Source organism: Sporolactobacillus kofuensis, assembly GCF_024125425.1.
Classification (GTDB): domain Bacteria; phylum Bacillota; class Bacilli; order Bacillales; family Sporolactobacillaceae; genus Sporolactobacillus; species Sporolactobacillus kofuensis.
On sequence record NZ_JAMXWN010000003.1, the window covers coordinates 200,288 to 217,618 of the forward strand.

A 17,331-nucleotide genomic window follows, 5' to 3' on the forward strand; every position below is an offset into this window, starting at 1 on the left:
ATAATCCTTATATGCTGAAGGTATGGTTTACCATGCCAAGCATAAAAGTAACTACTTAGGGCTTTTCAAACTCTTTTTTCATAATATAATAGGTCTGCTTCAGACGTTCACTGTATTGTGGCGTATTCCATGGCTTCCAGCGATACATTTGCGTTTGTTTTATGCTCAGTTTATTCTTTGATAATTTTGGAAAACTGTTGATCACTGATGAGGCACGTAAATTTAAAGGATTTCCATTCTTCAATGGCTTATTGAGAAGCAGAGCGCCAATCTTTATCCCCTTAATTTTTTCACCCTTTGCCAATCCTGTTTGCCACATATCACCCATGATTTCCAGTTGACTGGGATCTCTAAAATTAAGCATCAGCCAGGGTATCCGAATCTCAATAATTCCATTAGAGCGATTTATATAGTAATCGGACAAGGAATTGTAGTTTTTACTGTCCGGATTTCCGTTTCCAAACGTCAATTTTCCAGTCTCATAGGCCAACACATTTTTTCCTGATTTCAAATCAACTTTGTTAAGAACGAGTTTTTCCGGATTAAAAATACCTGTATTAGCTTTCCCGCCGTACGGCTGTTTCTTCATCAAATTCAAGCGGCTGTATTGATAATACGTCACGTCGTAGTAACTATCGACCAGGATCCGGGAATTATTTTTTTTATCTAGATAGAGAACAAATTCGCTACCGCCCGGGTAATCAACAGTACCCATTTTTTGATTTCCGGCATTGTTTCGCGTATCAAAATAAATGAGGATCGGATTGTCTCCCTTTTTGGCAGAAGTCTTTTCAAGACCGTTTACTTTAAATTTCAAATAGAGATAGCGCTCATCATGATCCGCTTGCATATTAACAAGTTGAGGTCCTGATGTTTTCTGAGCTTTCTGCCGGTATAGGAACGGTGAATGTTTCCAATCAGAATCCTGCCCATCAACTTTTATTTTAAGTCGGTCAAAGCTTAGCATTCCGAATTGCTGTTCACTCGTTTGTGCATTTGACCAAAACGGACGACGGTTAGGATCGTCGTAATCCATCGTGTTCCAGGTGCGTTTGAACCACTCATCTTGCCAGGAAAAAATTAATCCGCCGAGCAGCTTTTCAGCCTTTATATCCTGAAAAAGCGAGGCATCAACCTTCCCTTGTTGTTCCTCTGATAATTGACCCTGATTCATACCAAATGGATTATTATGTGTTTTTCCTCTCGAACTGGGTACCCCGAACTCAGCCACCAAGATAGGTAAATGCTGGGCGTTATCCAATTCCTTAAGATAGCCGGCATAATTGTCCTTTTGACCTCGACTATTTTTGAAATTCAGATATTTTTTCTCAAGGTTGAGTGAATCCGGATAATACGGATAGATGTGATAGGATGCAAATTCGCCTGCCGGCATATTCTTATTAAGATAAATATGGTCCGGATTCACACTCACTTCGTCTTCTTTTGGAAGAGGTTCGCCAGGATGTTTGAGTAGGTCGGTAGTTACCCAGTTCGTAAAACTGATTGGGCGCATCACATGGTAGTGCGTTTGCTCGTATTTAATGGTTGAATCCATCATCCCTGCTAGCCATGATTCAAACGGATTTGCTCCTTTTGTATAAACAAAATTTCCTCTATATTGTGGATCGTTTTTATGCAATGCATTGGTGTGCATCACCATATCGGGATCCCACTCAATTCCGATAATCCAGCCGATGACATATTTGGAAATATCAGCAGAATAGATACCACTGGCGTTCCCGGGTACATAGGGCACGTGTGCATTTCCGTGAATCACGTCAATCTGCTGTTTGATTGCCTTTCGGAATGCTGACGACACACCCCTGTTATAGGCATCGTTTGCCTTAATCATGTCGGGCTCGTTAACCCAAACACCTTGAAACAGATAGATTGGGTTTTTTGAGTGTTTTTTATTGTATTGATAAAGTGCCCGATAAAATCCGGGTGGGTTCAGCGTATAAACGCGAATTGTATTCGCATGCATTTTCCCGATTTCCGTCAGCCAACGGTAATATTCATCTTGTGTTATGGCCGTTTCCCCGGGAAACTTTCCAGGTTTGCTGATTCCTATATTGACACCCTTAATCTTAATCTTTTTCCACTTTCCATTTTGAAGAACAGAAAAAGACCGTTGATTAACTTTTGCGTAATAAGGCTTTGTTTGTATGTGCTTTGCTTGCTTAAGCTTCGATTGCTTAAGCTTTGTTTGTTGTACGTGGACCTTTTGTCTGTCTTTCAAAATTGTCGTCATTAATGGAACATATGTTTTCCAGAAGAAAGCGTCTGTATCTCCTCTGCTCCCGGATGCAAACCAGCGACGCATTGTCGGAATCCCTTCATACTGATGAAGAAACAGCGATTGGCCGGAATCAACATAATCACCGGCAAAATAATAGTTTCTGCTTTGATTATATGTTTGCATGGTAATCGCAGGAAATGAACGTGGAATTTCATTTTTTTGCAAAAGTTCTTTCCCGCTGGATGTTAATTTCCATTGGTAGGTTGCCAACTCTTCGGCACCGTTTGTATTTAGAATATCAAACCAATAATTGTAATTAGGCGATTGTTTCAAATGAAAAATATTTTTTCCCTCAGAAGTAAAGGAGACCTGTATGCCTTGGCCTTTGACTTGTTTGTTCTGCTGCAAGACAAGAATATCCCCGTTCTCTTTTGAGAGGACAAATCCTGACCCTTTAAAGGTCCATTTTTTCCCGTATTTATTTTTGTAATCTCGGGGCACCCATGACGGCAGATCCGGATTATTTTTGGCCTGGAGATTAGGAAAATATCGGCCAATCCATCCAGTCCAATGAATCCCAAATAATCCTTCCATACCTGCACGCGTTTTTGCTGAGGTTGGACTTTGTAATGTGTTATATTCAGCAATCACTGTGGCATGATTCTTTTTTATTTGCTGATCGATCCATGATAGTTCTTTAGATGTGGTTCCCCCGTAAATGGGCTTCTGGTAGCGCTCTTCTTGGTGACGGTATACGCCATAGGTATCGGCTAAATAGATCAGATCAGCCTTTTGTTTCTCATTTTCGAGTGGAACGATTTTCGAGCCACGTTTCTTCTCGGGGTGATAGCCCGCATAGTCTACTACTGAATAGTCCTTAGCACTCGTAGTCGGGACGATTTTTAAATAATTTAATAACCAAGTTAAAGATTGATGTTCACGATAATTAACGGTCGGCACAGTCTTGTCCAAGATGACGACATTTAGTGGCGTGACCGGTTTGAAATACCAGATGATCGCCGGGATGAGCGGAATCAAGAGCAAGGTAGAAATTAAGAGCCATTTTTTCATATTTTTCACCTATTTACTGTACTTGTTGACGAAATACCCTTTCGTTCCATACTCTTCCATTTGTTACTCTTAGTGAACATCTGCAAAATCCCTGTAAAGCGGAAAAACGTGATCAGAGGTCTATACCAGAATGATTCTGTAAGCGCAAGAACGAATAAAGCCACTAGATCCGTAACTTTAGGGTATTTTTTTAAACTCCACTCTTCAAGAAGCACGCCACACATGGATAAGAGAGAACCCAAGAGCAAGCTGAAGCAAAAGAGAAGTAACGCCATTTTCACTGAAATTAACGAGAATAATGCTCCGAAAATCAGAATTAGATAACCAATAAATTCAACAAATGTTCCAAGTAATTCGATCAAGAAAAAGTAGGGTAATGAAATGAGTCCGACGCTCTTATATTTCGGATTAAAAAGCATTTTCTTATGCATCCAAAGCACTTCGAACAGCCCTCTGTTCCAGCGCGCACGCTGACGCCATAGCATTCTCATGCTTGAAGGGGCTTCTGTCCAGCATACGGGATCGGGTATATATTTCACTTGCTTTTTTTGCTTTTCTTTCTTTATCAGTTCGTGAAGGTGAACAACAAGTTCCATGTCTTCTCCGACCGTTTTTGTGTTGTACCCTTTCGCTTTAATTACCCAGCTTTTATTAAAAACACCGAATGCTCCGGATACAATCATCAGGATGTTGTATTTACTTAAGCCTATTCTCCCGATCAGAAAAGCGCGCAGATACTCAATCACTTGCATAATAACAATGGGGTTTCGATCCAGACTGATTTTCATGACTTCACCCGCAGTAATTGAACAACCGTTGGCAATACGGACTGATCCTCCCACAGCGATGACCGATTCGTCTGAATCAATAATTGGTTTCATCACTTTTAAAAGCGCATTGCGTTCAAGAATAGAATCACCATCAATGGTGCAGAAATAAGGGTATTTGGACAAATTAATCCCCGCGTTCAAGGCATCCGCCTTTCCACCATGATCTTTATCAATCATGAACACATTTGGGGAAGACTTTGACCTATAAACGGCACGAATTGGTGCGCTGTTCAGGACTTTTCTGATTACAATAGGAACCTTTTCCATCTGAAACTGGTCAATCATTACACGTAATGTATCGTCTGTTGACGCATCGTTAATCACAATAATTTCATATTCAGGATAGATAAGGCTCAGCAAGGAATTGACACTTTCCGTTATGCCCATTGCTTCATTGTGTGCTGGGACAAGAATCGAAATCGGCTTGGTATCATAAGACCTGATCAATTCTTCATAAGGGTCGACCTCATCCAGTTCTTGAAGCTTTTTCAATTCGAAAGCTGAAACAATGAATATAATGAAATAAAAACAGACAACGCCTAACATATAAATAAGAATCAGCAGCCCTACCGTATAGAAGAGCGTTGATATCGATTGGTTGAGTACATCCATCATAAGTTGAGTTCCGCCCTTTGAATCCATTGATCCGCCATATCTTGGGCAAATTTATCCTTGCTTCCAAAAGCTATTTTTCTTAACACGTCCATCCCTCCCGGTGTGTGAGCGATTGCCTCGCCCGAATAATGGCGCACCCACCAGTTTCTGCTTGTCAGAAGGTTTTTAAGTGCTGGAAGGTACTCAGGTGTTTTTAACCCCTTTGCAATCTGGCAAAAAATCATCTGTTCAATCCAGTAATCCGAGTTAGCAAAAGGAAGAAGTTTCTCATTCTTACTGATATACGAAAAGTCACGTATCGTCTTAAGGGCGTGAATACGAATGTCCATGCTTTGATCGGACAAATGATTTTCAACAAAGGGAAGATAGTGTAATTCACGTTTCTCCCCAATTACAGATAGTATAGAGATCCTCAACTCTTGAGTGCATTCATCGAATTGATCAACGAGATGTTTGAATAGTCGCCCATCCATCTTTGAAATGACTTGTTTATAAAAATAAACAGAATGATATGGTGGTTTTGTCATTAATTGACTAATGACGCGCAGATCGTTTGCCTGTGCATTGATTCTTAAAATGATATATTGTTCCTGACGAGAAATGTGCTTTCGGTAATAGACTTGCCATAGATTAATCCATGACGCTGCAGGTCCCAGACTTTCAAGGAGATATAAGGTATTCATTCGCTCACTCCAGCTGTGTACCCCTAATCTTTTTTTGATCACTGGAACAATGTATTCTTCGAACGTCTTTGATTGAATGAAATTAAGCGAATTTAAATCGAATTGATTGTTAATTTCTTTTACTAATTCAAGGATTGAATCCCCAAATGGCCTTTTTTTAGAATACATTTCCAGAGAATGCTCTTGGTTCCAAAATAAATTCTGAAAGATCAGAGGTTGTATCTTCCTTTTTAATTGTTCAACACTGGCCTGACTGTTGTTTTCATAAATTTTATGCACGACAAGAATAATAAATAGAACCGACAGTATAATAAACAAAGTGATCACTGACCAGACAACAATCTTAATTGAAAGAGGAAACAAGTTCTCTCATCCTTTTCGTCATGTTCTTAATTCTTACCGCCATTTCTTGGTGTTTCAGCGGCTTCTCCATAAAGTCATTGACACCGAATTTAAACGCGCTGAGCGCATCTTCTTCTCTTTTTCTTCCCGAAAACATCATGATCGAAACTGTATCATCAGCGTAATTTTTCCTAATTTGCTTAACAATTTCAAGGCCAGTTATTCTGGGAAGTACATTCTCCAGAAGTACAACGTGCTTTCCAGGTTCTTCAAGGCGTTTACTTTCAAAAAACGATTGCCCTTCTCGAAAAGTCTTAACATCTGAAGGACAGTCCCAATCTTGTCGTTCAATAAATTCATTAAGGAACGATCGTGCAATCGGATCGTCATCGATGACTGAGAAATGTAAGGGCTCTGTAAATGACCCGGCAGCTATCATACTGCTGACTCCATTTGCATCATAAAAAATTTCAGGTTCATACTCATTGAGCAAGTTAATCAACTTTTTTTCGAAATCCTCTGTCCTGTCATCAAAAACAGTAATTTTTACACCGGGTTGATCTGAGCGGAAGCAATCGGTATCCTTTACATTTTTTTGCGTCACGTTTGGAAAAATAAATAGAGTCACCGATTCCGTTATGGACAAACAAAAAAACGCATTCATCTCAGTAAAAAGTAATTTTCCCGCATGAGATTCACGATCTTCATGATGCGTAATCACCACATGATAAGGTAAATGCGCGTGACTCAAAAACGCTCTGTTCATCTTGAATAGGTATAATAGCTCAGAAATCAGCCCCGAACGATTCCCGTTCATTTGTAAACACACCTCTCTATCTCTCTAAACTCTATTTTTTAAGTAAACTGCAGATTTGTTAATTTTCTTACATCATTCAGTTTCTAAATATTACTACAGAGATATGAACAAATTCTGAACATTTTGTTACAGACTATGATTCAGGACAAGAAACGACCCGGCAATGAGCACATGATCCAGTGTTTAAACGCTTTTGACCTTGGTAATTGGTAATTAGGCAAATAAAAACCGGATCCACGTTTACGAGATCCGGACAAGTCTTCTCTTATCCTTTTGTGCTCTCACTTTTTTCCGTTTGCTGGATATCTTTAAAAGCGTAGACGTTGTATCATAGATAAGAGACGTAACGACGTTTAGGATGACGATCATAATGAAGCAAATAAGGATGGAGAAAAAGTTGACTCGGGCAGAAGAGTATAAACGCACACAGCAAAAAATCATTCAGACCGCCAACAGGCTATTTATGAAAAAGGGCTATAATGCTGTGTCCACGCGTAAAATTGCAAAAGAATGTGGCTTAACACAACCTGCGTTATACCATCACTTTCACGACAAAGAAAGTATTTACTTAGCCGTGATTCATCAGATTACTGCTGATATTAAACAAGAGTTCTCAAGACTAAACGACCACAATCTTCGAGAATCACCACGAGTGATATTAACTAAAATGTTGCTGATCTTAATTGAAAAACATCCGACAAATGTAATGATGATGATTGAGGATATTTTTACTGAATTCGACCAAAAAAATCAATACATCCTCTATGAACTTTGGCAGCAAACCTATTTAATGCCCTTTAAAGAATTATTTGCAGAGTGGGCCAAGCATGGCCTAATCAGAGAACAATTAGACATTGATGCAGCTGCACGCTTTTGCCTTTCATCTATTGTTCCACTTACATCCAAACACTCAGTAAGTGCACAGGAACCCTCTCTCTCCAACAAGTTGAACACAACGATTGATTTTTTACTTCATGGCCTGCTAAAATAAAGATGTATTTTGAATTGTCAAAGTACTTTTTTTGACTCCTTTCACTTATCACCTGATAAGTGAATCCAAATGTGTTTCAAGCGAGGAGGGATTGGTGTGTTTTTAGCCTGGAATGAACTAAAAAGCGCCAAATTACGTTTTTTACTCATTATTGGCGTCCTAACTTTAATGTCTTATCTTGTCTTTCTTTTATCCGGGCTAGCCAACGGATTAGCTGAATTAAACCGAGAAGCGGTTGATCAATGGGGCGCAGATGCAATTGTTTTATCCGATGAATCCAACATTAATTTGCCACAATCCAGTATGACCATCCAATCTGCCCAAAATATCTCAGCAAAAGATAAGGCTCAAATTGCTCAGATTCTTCTCGTCGCAAGAAAAAGTGGTACTAAAATTAAGGAAAGCGTGGCCGTTACAGGCATTCAAAAGGACCAATTTCTGATGCCCAAAATATCTGAAGGCCGCGCCTTTACTACAGACAATGAAGTGGTTGCGGATGATTCATTGAAAGCAGACGGATTAAAAATAGGGGATCACTTAAACATCTCATCCTCGGATCAGAAACTGATTATTGTTGGCTTTACTAAAAACGCTAAGTTTAATGCAGCACCCGTACTTTATACAACACAATCAACCGTTCAAAAAATAAAATACGGTAAGGCAAATGCCAGTGGAAAAGGCTTGATTAACGGTGTTGTCCTTCGCGATCCTCACTTTGCTCACTTAAAAGTCGATCCTAAACTTAAACTGACACCGATCGAAACGTTTATTGAGAATATGCCCGGATACACGCCTCAAAAAATAAGCTTAGATTTCATGATTTACTTTTTATTTGTCATTGTTTCCGTGACGATCGGTATCTTTCTCTATGTACTCACCATTCAGAAAGTAAGTATATTTGGCGTGATGAAAGCTCAGGGCATTTCTTCAGGATTTCTCATCCGGTCAGTTATTGCGCAAACATTCCTGCTCGCACTATTCGGTGTTTTTATCGGATTGGTATTGACGACAATCACAGGCGTATGCTTACCCGCAGCTGTCCCCATCCAACTAAATATACCAGCGCTCTTCGTCTACGGCATAATCTTTATCCTTGTCGCAACGCTTGGTAGTTTGTTCTCTGTTCAAACGATTGTGAAAATCGATCCTGTTAAAGCGATAGGGGGCTAATAAGATGAGCATCTTACAGATTCAGAATGCCTCAAAGATTTACGGCAGCGGACATACTGAAGTGAACGCATTGAAACCCACCCATTTTAGCGCTGAAAAAGGTGAATTGATTGCAGTCATTGGGCCTTCAGGATCCGGGAAGAGTACGTTTCTGACAATCGCAGGTGGACTACAAAGACCAACTGAAGGTTCCGTGTTGATTAATGGTCAGGATGTAACAAAACTAAGCGAGAAAAAAAGATCAAGGATCCGTCTCAGCGAAGTTGGGTTTATTCTACAAGCTTCTAATCTCATCCCTTATTTAACGGTTGAGAATCAGTTTCGTCTGCTTGATAAAGTTAAAAAGGGAACGATGAACCCAAATGAGAAAGAGAAACTACTCAAACAGTTGGGCATTGACGATTTAGTAAAGAAGTATCCTGCTGATCTTTCAGGAGGAGAAAAGCAAAGAGTAGCAATTGCTAAAGCACTCTACACCAAGCCCAGCCTTCTGTTAGCCGATGAACCTACAGCTTCTCTTGATTCAGATCGAGCCTTTGAAGTCATGTCTATTCTGTCGCTAGAGGTCAAAGAAAAAAACAAGGCGGCGATTATGGTGACCCATGATCACCGTTTAACAAAGTATTGTGATAAAGTATTCACCATCGTTGATGGCCAGTTAAGTCAGATTGCTCATGGAGACCGGGCAGATGCACAGTTAAACGCTTCGGATTAAGGTCCACCTACTTTTCGTCACATCTTATAAATAAGAATAAGGCAAAAGTTCCCATCAAGAGAGCTTTTGCCTTTTCTTTAGAAATGTGTTTTTCAATGTATTTAAGGAAACGGGACGTCCGTTCGCCTTTAGGGCCGCCAAAGCAGCACCCTTATTTGGGTTTAATGCTATTAAGCGGCAAGCAGGTATGAAGCCCACAGAAAATGACGAAGCGTCCGATTAACTAATCATTTTTCTCTTTTGTTCCTCTTCTAAAATTGATTTCCCCTCAATATCTAGATCGGGCAAAATTTTATCCAGCCATTTAGGCAAGTACCAAGCAGATTTTCCCATCAACGTGATAACCGCAGGGACAATGGTCATGCGAACGATGAAGGCATCAAACAAAACCCCTACAGTTAGAGACAGACCCATGGACTTGATGATCGGTTCCGGAGTCATCATAAATCCTGCGAATACTGCCACCATGATGAGGCCAGCTGCCGTGACCACACTACCACTTTCTCTCATGCCGATCAGAACCGATTTTTTTGCATCTCCCGAATGGATGAATTCTTCGCGCATTCGACTGACGAGAAAAACTTCATAATCCATGGCTAGTCCAAACAGTATACCAACCACGATAACGGGTAAAAAGCTTAGGATCGGCGTGCTCGTCGGAAATCCGAACAAGTTGATCAGATGACCATCCTGAATCGCAAAAACCAAAAATCCTAATGTTGCAGCGAGAGAGAGAATAAATCCAAGTACCGCTTTTAAAGGGATAAGAATCGACCGAAAGACAACGACGAGCAAGATAAACGCAAAACCTACAATTAAGAGACAAAACCCTGGTAATGCATCGCTTAATTTTTGTGAAATATCAATATTAACCGCAGTTGCACCCGTTACATACAATTTCACATGCTGACTTTTTTGTAGGCTCAGTGATTTTTTCCTAATCGCATGAACAAGATCGCTTGTTTTCGTATCGTTTGGCCCTGTTTTTGGTGTTAGTGAAATCATGTATACACCATGTAATGAGCTTGGGATCGCCGGAGTCACACTTTTGACATTAGCCAAGGAACTAATCGCTTTAACTGTACGATTAATCGCTTCTTGTGCATGCTTTGTCTTAGTGTTTGTTTGCGCTAAAATGACGAGCGGTGCATGAACACCTTCACCATATGCTTCTGTTTGCAAATCGTAAGCTCTTCGATCCATTGTTGTTTTTGACTTCATCCCATTATCAGGAAGCCCAAGATTCATGTGGAAAAAAGGGATACTAATACTGATCAGTATGGCGACGAATAGAATGGTGACCAAGAGTGGACGCGTCGTGACAAACTTACCCCACCTATTTGAACCCACCTTTTTATTTCCCCGGCTTATTTTTTTCAAAAATTTATTTTGCCGTGATGGACCAATTTTTCCTCCAATTAGTCCTAATAATGCAGGAACAACAAGGATGGCGACCAATATAGCAATGAACACACTGAATGCCGCCGACACACCCATTACGGTTAAAAAGGGAATCTTGGCAACGGACAAGCCTAATAGTGCAACAACTACCGTCATCCCTGCAAAGACAACCGCATTACCCGCTGTTCCAATGGCGATCCCTATAGATTCCTTAATGGAGTACCCATTGCCTAATTCTTTTCTAAAACGGGTGATAATGAACAAAGCATAATCAATCGCGACCGCTAATCCTAACATCGCCGATAGCGAAAGTGCGTAGGAGGCGATATCCATGTAATTGGTGGCAAAGATAATGCCCATCAATCCAATACCAAGTCCGATTAAAGCGGTAAGAATCGGCATACCTGCTGCTAAAAAGGATGTAAAGGTTACTGCGAGAACCAAGAAAGCAACCAAGACACCAATTCCTTCTGTTACTCCGCCAACTTCAATACTTGAAAATGAAACATCACCGGCTAATTCGGTTTGCATACCTGCTTTTCTTGCTTTTTTTACGACTTTTAAAATTTTCTCTTTGGATGCTTCGCTAACTTTTGTTGCTGTAGATTTGTACGTAACAAGCGCATAACCAATTCTTTTATTTTTACTGTAGTTTTGAAGGACTTCAGGAGCAGCAACCGAAGATACAGCCTTATCCTTTTTAATAGCATTTATTGTTTCTGATATAATTTTTTGCTCTTTTTTAGACTCCAGTGTCTTATCCTTTGGTGCCTTAAATAGTACTTGTACTTGCGCTTTTGCATTTTTTGTTGAAGGAAATGCCTTTGTCAAAAGCTTCGATGCTTTTTGGGATTCCGTACCGGGTATGGTCATCTTATCACTAAAGGACGGTCCCATACTTAAAGCAAGAACAACAAGAGCGATTAATACCCCACATGCACCCAAGAGCACTTTCTTTTTATTATCTGCTGCCCATTTTCCTAGACTATATAAATATTTTGCCATCATAATCTCCTCTCTAAGTTCATCTTTCTACACAATTGTTCGTTTTTATTTTATAAGATCTAAGTAAAAAAAAAATCGTACATTGGGGCAACTTCCTAATGTACGAAAGGGCATAGTCTGTCTTTTCTTAGAGATGAATGAGATTCCGTTCAAGAGCGACTGCAACTGCTTCTGTTCTTGTGCTCACGCCAAGCTTGTTAAAAATATTTGTAAAATAGGCCTTAACCGTGCGTTCTGCAATGCCCAGGTCACTGGCAATCTTCCGATTTTGAGCGCCCTTAGCTGCTGCCGTTAAAATGAACAATTCTTTTTTTGTCAGATTAACTGGTTGAGACTCAATGTTTGATTCTCCTTCTTTTGCTTGCAATAATTTCGCCATAATTTCCGGCTTAAGTAGTGTATCACCATGGACTGCAGAGACAATAGAATTGAAAAGATCTTCACGCCCAGTATCTTTTAATAAGTAGCCTTTAGCACCTAATTCTAACCCTTTCAGCATGAGCTCATCTTCGTTATAGGTGGTCAATATAACAATGGGGATCGAAAGGCCTTTTTCTTTTATGGCCTTCATGGTCTCCAGTCCACCCATAACTGGCATAACAAGATCCATTAAAATGACATCTGGTTTTTGTTTTTCTAAAAAAGATAGAGCCGCTTTACCATTCTCGGATTCCCCTATGACTTGAAATAGATCATTGGTTTCTAAAATTAACTTCAAACCCTCGCGAACAACCAGATGGTCATCAACAATTAATAGCTTATATTTCAAATTACCAACTCCATATCAAATGGGTACAGAAATTTTAATTTTGGTGCCCTTTCCGAGTACACTCGTCACGTCGATCTTACCATCAACCAATCGCGTTCTTTCTCTTAACCCCAACAATCCATATTTTCCTTCATTGTTGCCGCTCGCTCTCATCTTAAACCCAATTCCATCGTCTTCAATGCGCATGATTACGTTCCTGTCTTGAACTTTTACCACGATTTTTACGTTCTTCGCTTTCGCGTGTTTCGCCACGTTTGCCAAGCATTCACTAAATATATATAACATATGTTCTAACTTAAGAGAGGACAACTTCGGCAAAGGATCAACTTTATAATCGGTCTGGATCGAAGTTAGATTCGTAAATTCTTTTATCTTTTTTAGCGTTGCCTGCTCGAAACTAACCTTTTCGATAACCTCTGCTCGTAAATTATCAATGGCCAATCTGGCATTACTCAACGTTTCCCTTGCCCTAATCATTGACTGTTTAATAATTTCTTTGGCGCGCGTATAATTTTCTTTCTGCAGATGTGCATCGACCGCCTCTAACTGCATGATTAGTCCCGCGAGACCCTGTGCTAATGTATCATGTAAATCCCGGGCGATACGATGTCGTTCGTTAGCTAAAGTCAATTCTTCAACTTTCAGCTGCGCCGCCTCTAATTCACGCACGTAATATTCCATTCGCATCCTTGCATCAACTTGTCTGCTATAAATGATGGAATAGAAGCTAACAATGACTAAAATTAATAAGAAGATCAGAATAAACATTGGTAATCTTTGCGGTCCATAGTTTACGCCAATAACGATGCAATAGAGGGAATAAAAGATACAAAAAATGACCAAAGCTTTTCTTTTCTCGTGAAAGACCGTCATACTCTGAGCGACTATTATAGGAATCAGACCAATTAATAGAACAGGAGAACCATTCGGAATCAAAAGTGCAGAAGTGAAAACGAGTCCGCCATGAAGAATAAAGTACAACCAAACCCATTTTTTTGTAAATAAAAACGAAAACCAAAACAAAAAACAATTTAACGGAACAACAAGAATTAATGTAAAAGCAAGAATGCCAATCATAGACTGATCATAGACATGTTGGAGCATCAAAGATCCGATATATATAGCTATTGACCAGAGAACAGTAGCAATTCTCAATGGTGATGCCACAAATGAGTCACTATTAAAAGACATTATGAGACGATTACCCTTATGCATTCTTCCTTCTCCTTTCACCAATGTAGACTAAAATGCTTCTCATTTTTCAGGGATAAAAAACTTCATTTACTTGTGATACGGTTCACCTCTCATGATCTTGAATGCGCGATAGATCTGCTCAATTAAGATGAGGCGCATAAGCTGATGAGGAAAGGTGAATTTGGAGAAAGAGAGCTGGAAGTCGGACCGTCTTAAGACTTCATCGCTGAGTCCGTTCGATCCGCCAATGATAAAGGCGAGATCGCTGTGCCCATAGGTGGCAAGATCCTGAATCTTTGCTGCAAATGTTTCCGACGGCATTTGTTTGCCCTGAATCGCCAGTGCAATAGCATAAGCCGTTTCGGGCAACTTTTTCAATAGGCGATCACCTTCTGCCTGCTTGACTTGTTCGATTTCTGCGTCGGATAAGTTCTCGGGGGCTTTCTCATCAGGAACTTCGATCATCGTCACTTTAGCATAAGGCCCTAATCTTTTTGCATATTCTTCAATGCCTTGTTTGAAATATTTTTCTTTCAGTTTTCCCACTGATAAAATGCTGATATTCACAACTTATCCCAACCTTATTTGGAGTTATACACAGAAGTTATGCACATATCCACAGGCAATTGCTATATTCTGTATGGAATCACGCGTTTGCCACAAGATATGCACATTGAAAAATGTTGAAAATTGACGAATGTGGATAACTATTTTTATCAAAACGGCTCAAATTTTGTCGCTTTTGCTAAATTTTTTTTATACCGCTTCTTTTTACGAACACTTGATTCTGCATAGAGTCATTTTCCCCATCAAATCAAGATTTTTCCCCATTTTATTTTCAGTAATCTAACTTAGGCACATTCATTTTATCATAGATAAATGAGGTGAATTTTCAGAGTTATTCACATTTCACCTTAAAATGTGAATAACTTGTTGATAACTTATCGTCTATGTGCACAACTTGTCCACATTATGAACGTTTTTATACACCTTTCTACTTGTTCTTCTAAGAAAACCGGGCGAATTAACACTCGGTCCTTATTTTGCATCACTTGCACTTCGATTGCTCGCTTCTCGCATCTTCGCCGCCTTTTTATGTTATAAGCATTTTACTTTCTTATCTTTCCAAAAAAAACGGATCGAAAGACTTATTTGTCCTTCGATCCACCTCAATAATCTTTATTTATGAAAAAGTCTTGCTGCCAAGTTTCAAATGCGAATGATGAAGCTTGCCCATTCGGTAAAAGTCAATCGTAACTGTCTGACCCGCACGGAGCTGCGTATACATATATGTGGAGAATTCAATATAGCTTTTGATTTCGTGCCCGTTAATTTTCGTAATCACATCGCCAGCCTCAAGCCCGCTTTTCGCTGCAGGACTTGAATTTTGCACATCGGTGACAACCAGACCTGTTTTTATACTCGATGGCAGTTGCAGCTGATTTACTTCTTCATTAGGTACCATTGACAAGTCAACAATACTTACACCAAGCATCGGGCGCTCAATCTTGCCGTTCTTCTCCAATTTACTAATTACCGGTTTGGCCACATTAATTGGTATCGCAAAGCCAATTCCTTCTACCCCTTCATCGGTACCACTGCCCGTCGAAGCGATTTTCGATGAGTTAATACCAATGACCTGCCCGGCTATATTCACAAGTGCACCGCCACTGTTGCCAGGGTTGATGGCCGCATCCGTTTGCAGTACCTGAGCTTCAATCGATGCATTATTACTTTCAACCGGGATCGTTCGATTCGTAGAGCTAATAATCCCTTCGGTTACTGAACCGGAAAAGCCAAGCGGATTGCCAATCGCAATTGCCGGTTCGCCACGTTTCAATTCCGAAGAATTCCCAAATTCAGCAACTGACTTTACATTCTTCGCTGGAATTCTGAGCACCGCCAAATCATACAGGGCATCCTTCCCAAGAACTGTGGCATTCGTTTTTAACTGATCATTCAAACGGACTTCCACTTTCTCCGCCCCGGAAACCACGTGATTGTTGGTTACAACATAGGCATACTGATTGTCTTTTTTATAAATAATTCCGGAACCAATGCCTGATTCAGTATACTTATTGTCGAAGAAGTTCGCCTTCTGCAGGTTAATTACGGCAACAACCGCCGGAGAAACCTTATCCACAGCTTGGGTTACCGATGATGTAACGTTGACGTTTATTTGACGGTTGAATGTTGGGTTGCTGACATTACTTGAATTTTGCGCGCCTGTCGAAACCTGATATGGAAATACGCCTAGATCTGATAATATTGGAGCAAAGATCAGAAGGCAAACCATGCCGACAATGGCACCAACGAAACCAGAAAAAAACCAGCCCCCGCGGATGCGGGTCTCATGTGATTGGCGAGATTTTTCTTTTGATTCCGGATCATTCCCTATTTGGTTGTCGTCATACCCCATACCTATTCCTCCTCTGATGCATTCACAGAGCATTCCAGCACATGAAAAGGCACATCAAATTGAGCATCGCAAATAGTTCGGTTTTCTTTGACAAAGGTGCCGCTCTCAAGTGCTGATCTCTCTTGTATTCTGTACTCTTAATGTACCACCTAATATTTCCATTATAAAAATTATGTGACTATTTCTATAAGCATCGCAAAATTACCGTTCTTCTATGTAAAGAATAGCCACAATCTAATGGGAATAAACCTAAATAGCTGTTAATGAGGTTGAATGTTCCGGATCCGTATCGAAGAGACCGACTTCGCGTCCTAACTTTAATCCAATGCTCTCTAGTCGCTGACCCACGCTCATTCTCGCCAATTCTTTCATATTGTTGTCTTTACTTAGGTGTGCAAGATAGATCTTCTTCGTGCGATCACCAAAGACCTCAGTAAGTGCGCGTCCCGACTCTTCATTCGAAATATGGCCGGTATCCCCAAGAATACGCCGTTTGACGCTCCAAGGGTAGCGTCCCATCATCAACATTTCTGTATCATGGTTTGCCTCCATAATATACGCATCCGAATCACGAATTAACCCTTTAATATGATCGGAGACATAACCAAGGTCGGTCAATAGCGTTAACTGCTTCTCCTGATGACGCACAACATAAAACATCGGATCAGCTGCGTCGTGAGAGACAGAAAAAGACTCTATGTCTAAATTACCAAACGTTTTTGACGTATTTGCAGAAAACGCAAATTTCTGTTCAACAGGGATATCCCCAATCACTGAGGCCATTGCTTGCCAAGTTTTCGGGTTTGCGTAGACAGGTGTATGGAACCGCCGCGCGAAGACACCAAGTCCCTTAATATGATCACTATGTTCGTGGGTGACGAGGATCCCATCAATGTCTTCTGGGCGTCGACCAATTTGTCCGAGCAGTTCAATCATTTTCTTGCCACTTAATCCACAATCAATTAATAGATGCTGCTGCTCAGTCTCTATATAGAGAGAATTCCCCGTACTACCGCTTGCCAGTACGCTAAAATTAAAAGCCACTTCTACCCCTCCCAAGGGTGATTCAC

13 protein-coding genes are annotated in these 17,331 nt (G+C 40.3%); 3 read left to right on the top strand and 10 right to left on the bottom strand.

Features of this window, described 5'->3' with window-relative positions:
* Nucleotides 1-55: 55 nt before the first annotated feature.
* The 4 genes from NIE32_RS03760 to NIE32_RS03775 are packed head-to-tail and all read right to left on the bottom strand — an operon-like array spanning nucleotide 56 to nucleotide 6,597.
* Complete coding sequence (locus tag NIE32_RS03760) at nucleotides 56-3,310, bottom strand: hypothetical protein (protein ID WP_253053162.1); 3,255 nt, start codon at nucleotides 3,308-3,310, stop codon at nucleotides 56-58.
* 5 nt (nucleotides 3,311-3,315) lie between these two features.
* Entirely contained in the window at nucleotides 3,316-4,755 is a 1,440-nt protein-coding gene (locus NIE32_RS03765; protein ID WP_381451578.1) for a glycosyltransferase family 2 protein, read from the bottom strand.
* Nucleotides 4,752-5,801, bottom strand: coding sequence for a HEAT repeat domain-containing protein (locus NIE32_RS03770; RefSeq protein ID WP_253053164.1), 1,050 nt, complete (start codon nucleotides 5,799-5,801; stop codon nucleotides 4,752-4,754). The genes NIE32_RS03765 and NIE32_RS03770 overlap by 4 nt, the downstream gene beginning before the upstream one ends.
* A complete protein-coding gene (locus NIE32_RS03775; protein ID WP_253053166.1) occupies nucleotides 5,782-6,597 on the bottom strand; it encodes a response regulator in 816 nt (271 codons plus the stop codon). The genes NIE32_RS03770 and NIE32_RS03775 overlap by 20 nt, the downstream gene beginning before the upstream one ends.
* Nucleotides 6,598-6,967: 370 nt before the next feature.
* Between NIE32_RS03775 and NIE32_RS03780 the strand changes: the two genes are divergently transcribed.
* The 3 genes from NIE32_RS03780 to NIE32_RS03790 all read left to right on the top strand — a co-directional run bounded on the left by NIE32_RS03780 (nucleotide 6,968) and on the right by NIE32_RS03790 (nucleotide 9,473).
* Complete coding sequence (locus tag NIE32_RS03780; RefSeq protein WP_253053168.1) at nucleotides 6,968-7,588, top strand: TetR/AcrR family transcriptional regulator; 621 nt, start codon at nucleotides 6,968-6,970, stop codon at nucleotides 7,586-7,588.
* Between the two features lie 96 nt (nucleotides 7,589-7,684).
* Nucleotides 7,685-8,758 carry an ABC transporter permease gene (locus NIE32_RS03785; RefSeq protein ID WP_253053170.1) on the top strand — a complete coding sequence of 358 codons (1,074 nt, stop codon included), beginning with the start codon at nucleotides 7,685-7,687 and terminating at the stop codon, nucleotides 8,756-8,758.
* 4 nt (nucleotides 8,759-8,762) lie between these two features.
* Nucleotides 8,763-9,473 carry an ABC transporter ATP-binding protein gene (locus tag NIE32_RS03790; protein WP_253053172.1) on the top strand — a complete coding sequence of 237 codons (711 nt, stop codon included), beginning with the start codon at nucleotides 8,763-8,765 and terminating at the stop codon, nucleotides 9,471-9,473.
* A 219-nt stretch (nucleotides 9,474-9,692) separates the two neighbouring features.
* Here the strand turns inward: NIE32_RS03790 and NIE32_RS03795 are convergent, their stop codons facing one another.
* From NIE32_RS03795 to NIE32_RS03820, 6 genes are all read right to left on the bottom strand, one after another.
* Nucleotides 9,693-11,879 carry an MMPL family transporter gene (locus NIE32_RS03795; RefSeq protein ID WP_253053294.1) on the bottom strand — a complete coding sequence of 729 codons (2,187 nt, stop codon included), beginning with the start codon at nucleotides 11,877-11,879 and terminating at the stop codon, nucleotides 9,693-9,695.
* A gap of 127 nt (nucleotides 11,880-12,006) precedes the next feature.
* The gene (locus tag NIE32_RS03800) at nucleotides 12,007-12,648 is read right to left on the bottom strand and encodes a response regulator (protein ID WP_253053174.1); all 642 of its coding nucleotides are present in this window, start codon (nucleotides 12,646-12,648) and stop codon (nucleotides 12,007-12,009) included.
* Between the two features lie 15 nt (nucleotides 12,649-12,663).
* Complete coding sequence (locus NIE32_RS03805; RefSeq protein ID WP_253053176.1) at nucleotides 12,664-13,863, bottom strand: sensor histidine kinase; 1,200 nt, start codon at nucleotides 13,861-13,863, stop codon at nucleotides 12,664-12,666.
* A 66-nt stretch (nucleotides 13,864-13,929) separates the two neighbouring features.
* The gene (gene rlmH / locus NIE32_RS03810; protein ID WP_253053178.1) at nucleotides 13,930-14,409 is read right to left on the bottom strand and encodes a 23S rRNA (pseudouridine(1915)-N(3))-methyltransferase RlmH; all 480 of its coding nucleotides are present in this window, start codon (nucleotides 14,407-14,409) and stop codon (nucleotides 13,930-13,932) included.
* A 616-nt stretch (nucleotides 14,410-15,025) separates the two neighbouring features.
* Nucleotides 15,026-16,261 (bottom strand): S1C family serine protease, encoded by a 1,236-nt coding sequence (locus tag NIE32_RS03815; protein ID WP_253053180.1) that lies wholly within the window; start codon nucleotides 16,259-16,261, stop codon nucleotides 15,026-15,028.
* 249 nt (nucleotides 16,262-16,510) lie between these two features.
* Nucleotides 16,511-17,305 carry an MBL fold metallo-hydrolase gene (locus NIE32_RS03820; protein WP_253053182.1) on the bottom strand — a complete coding sequence of 265 codons (795 nt, stop codon included), beginning with the start codon at nucleotides 17,303-17,305 and terminating at the stop codon, nucleotides 16,511-16,513.
* Nucleotides 17,306-17,331: the final 26 nt, after the last annotated feature.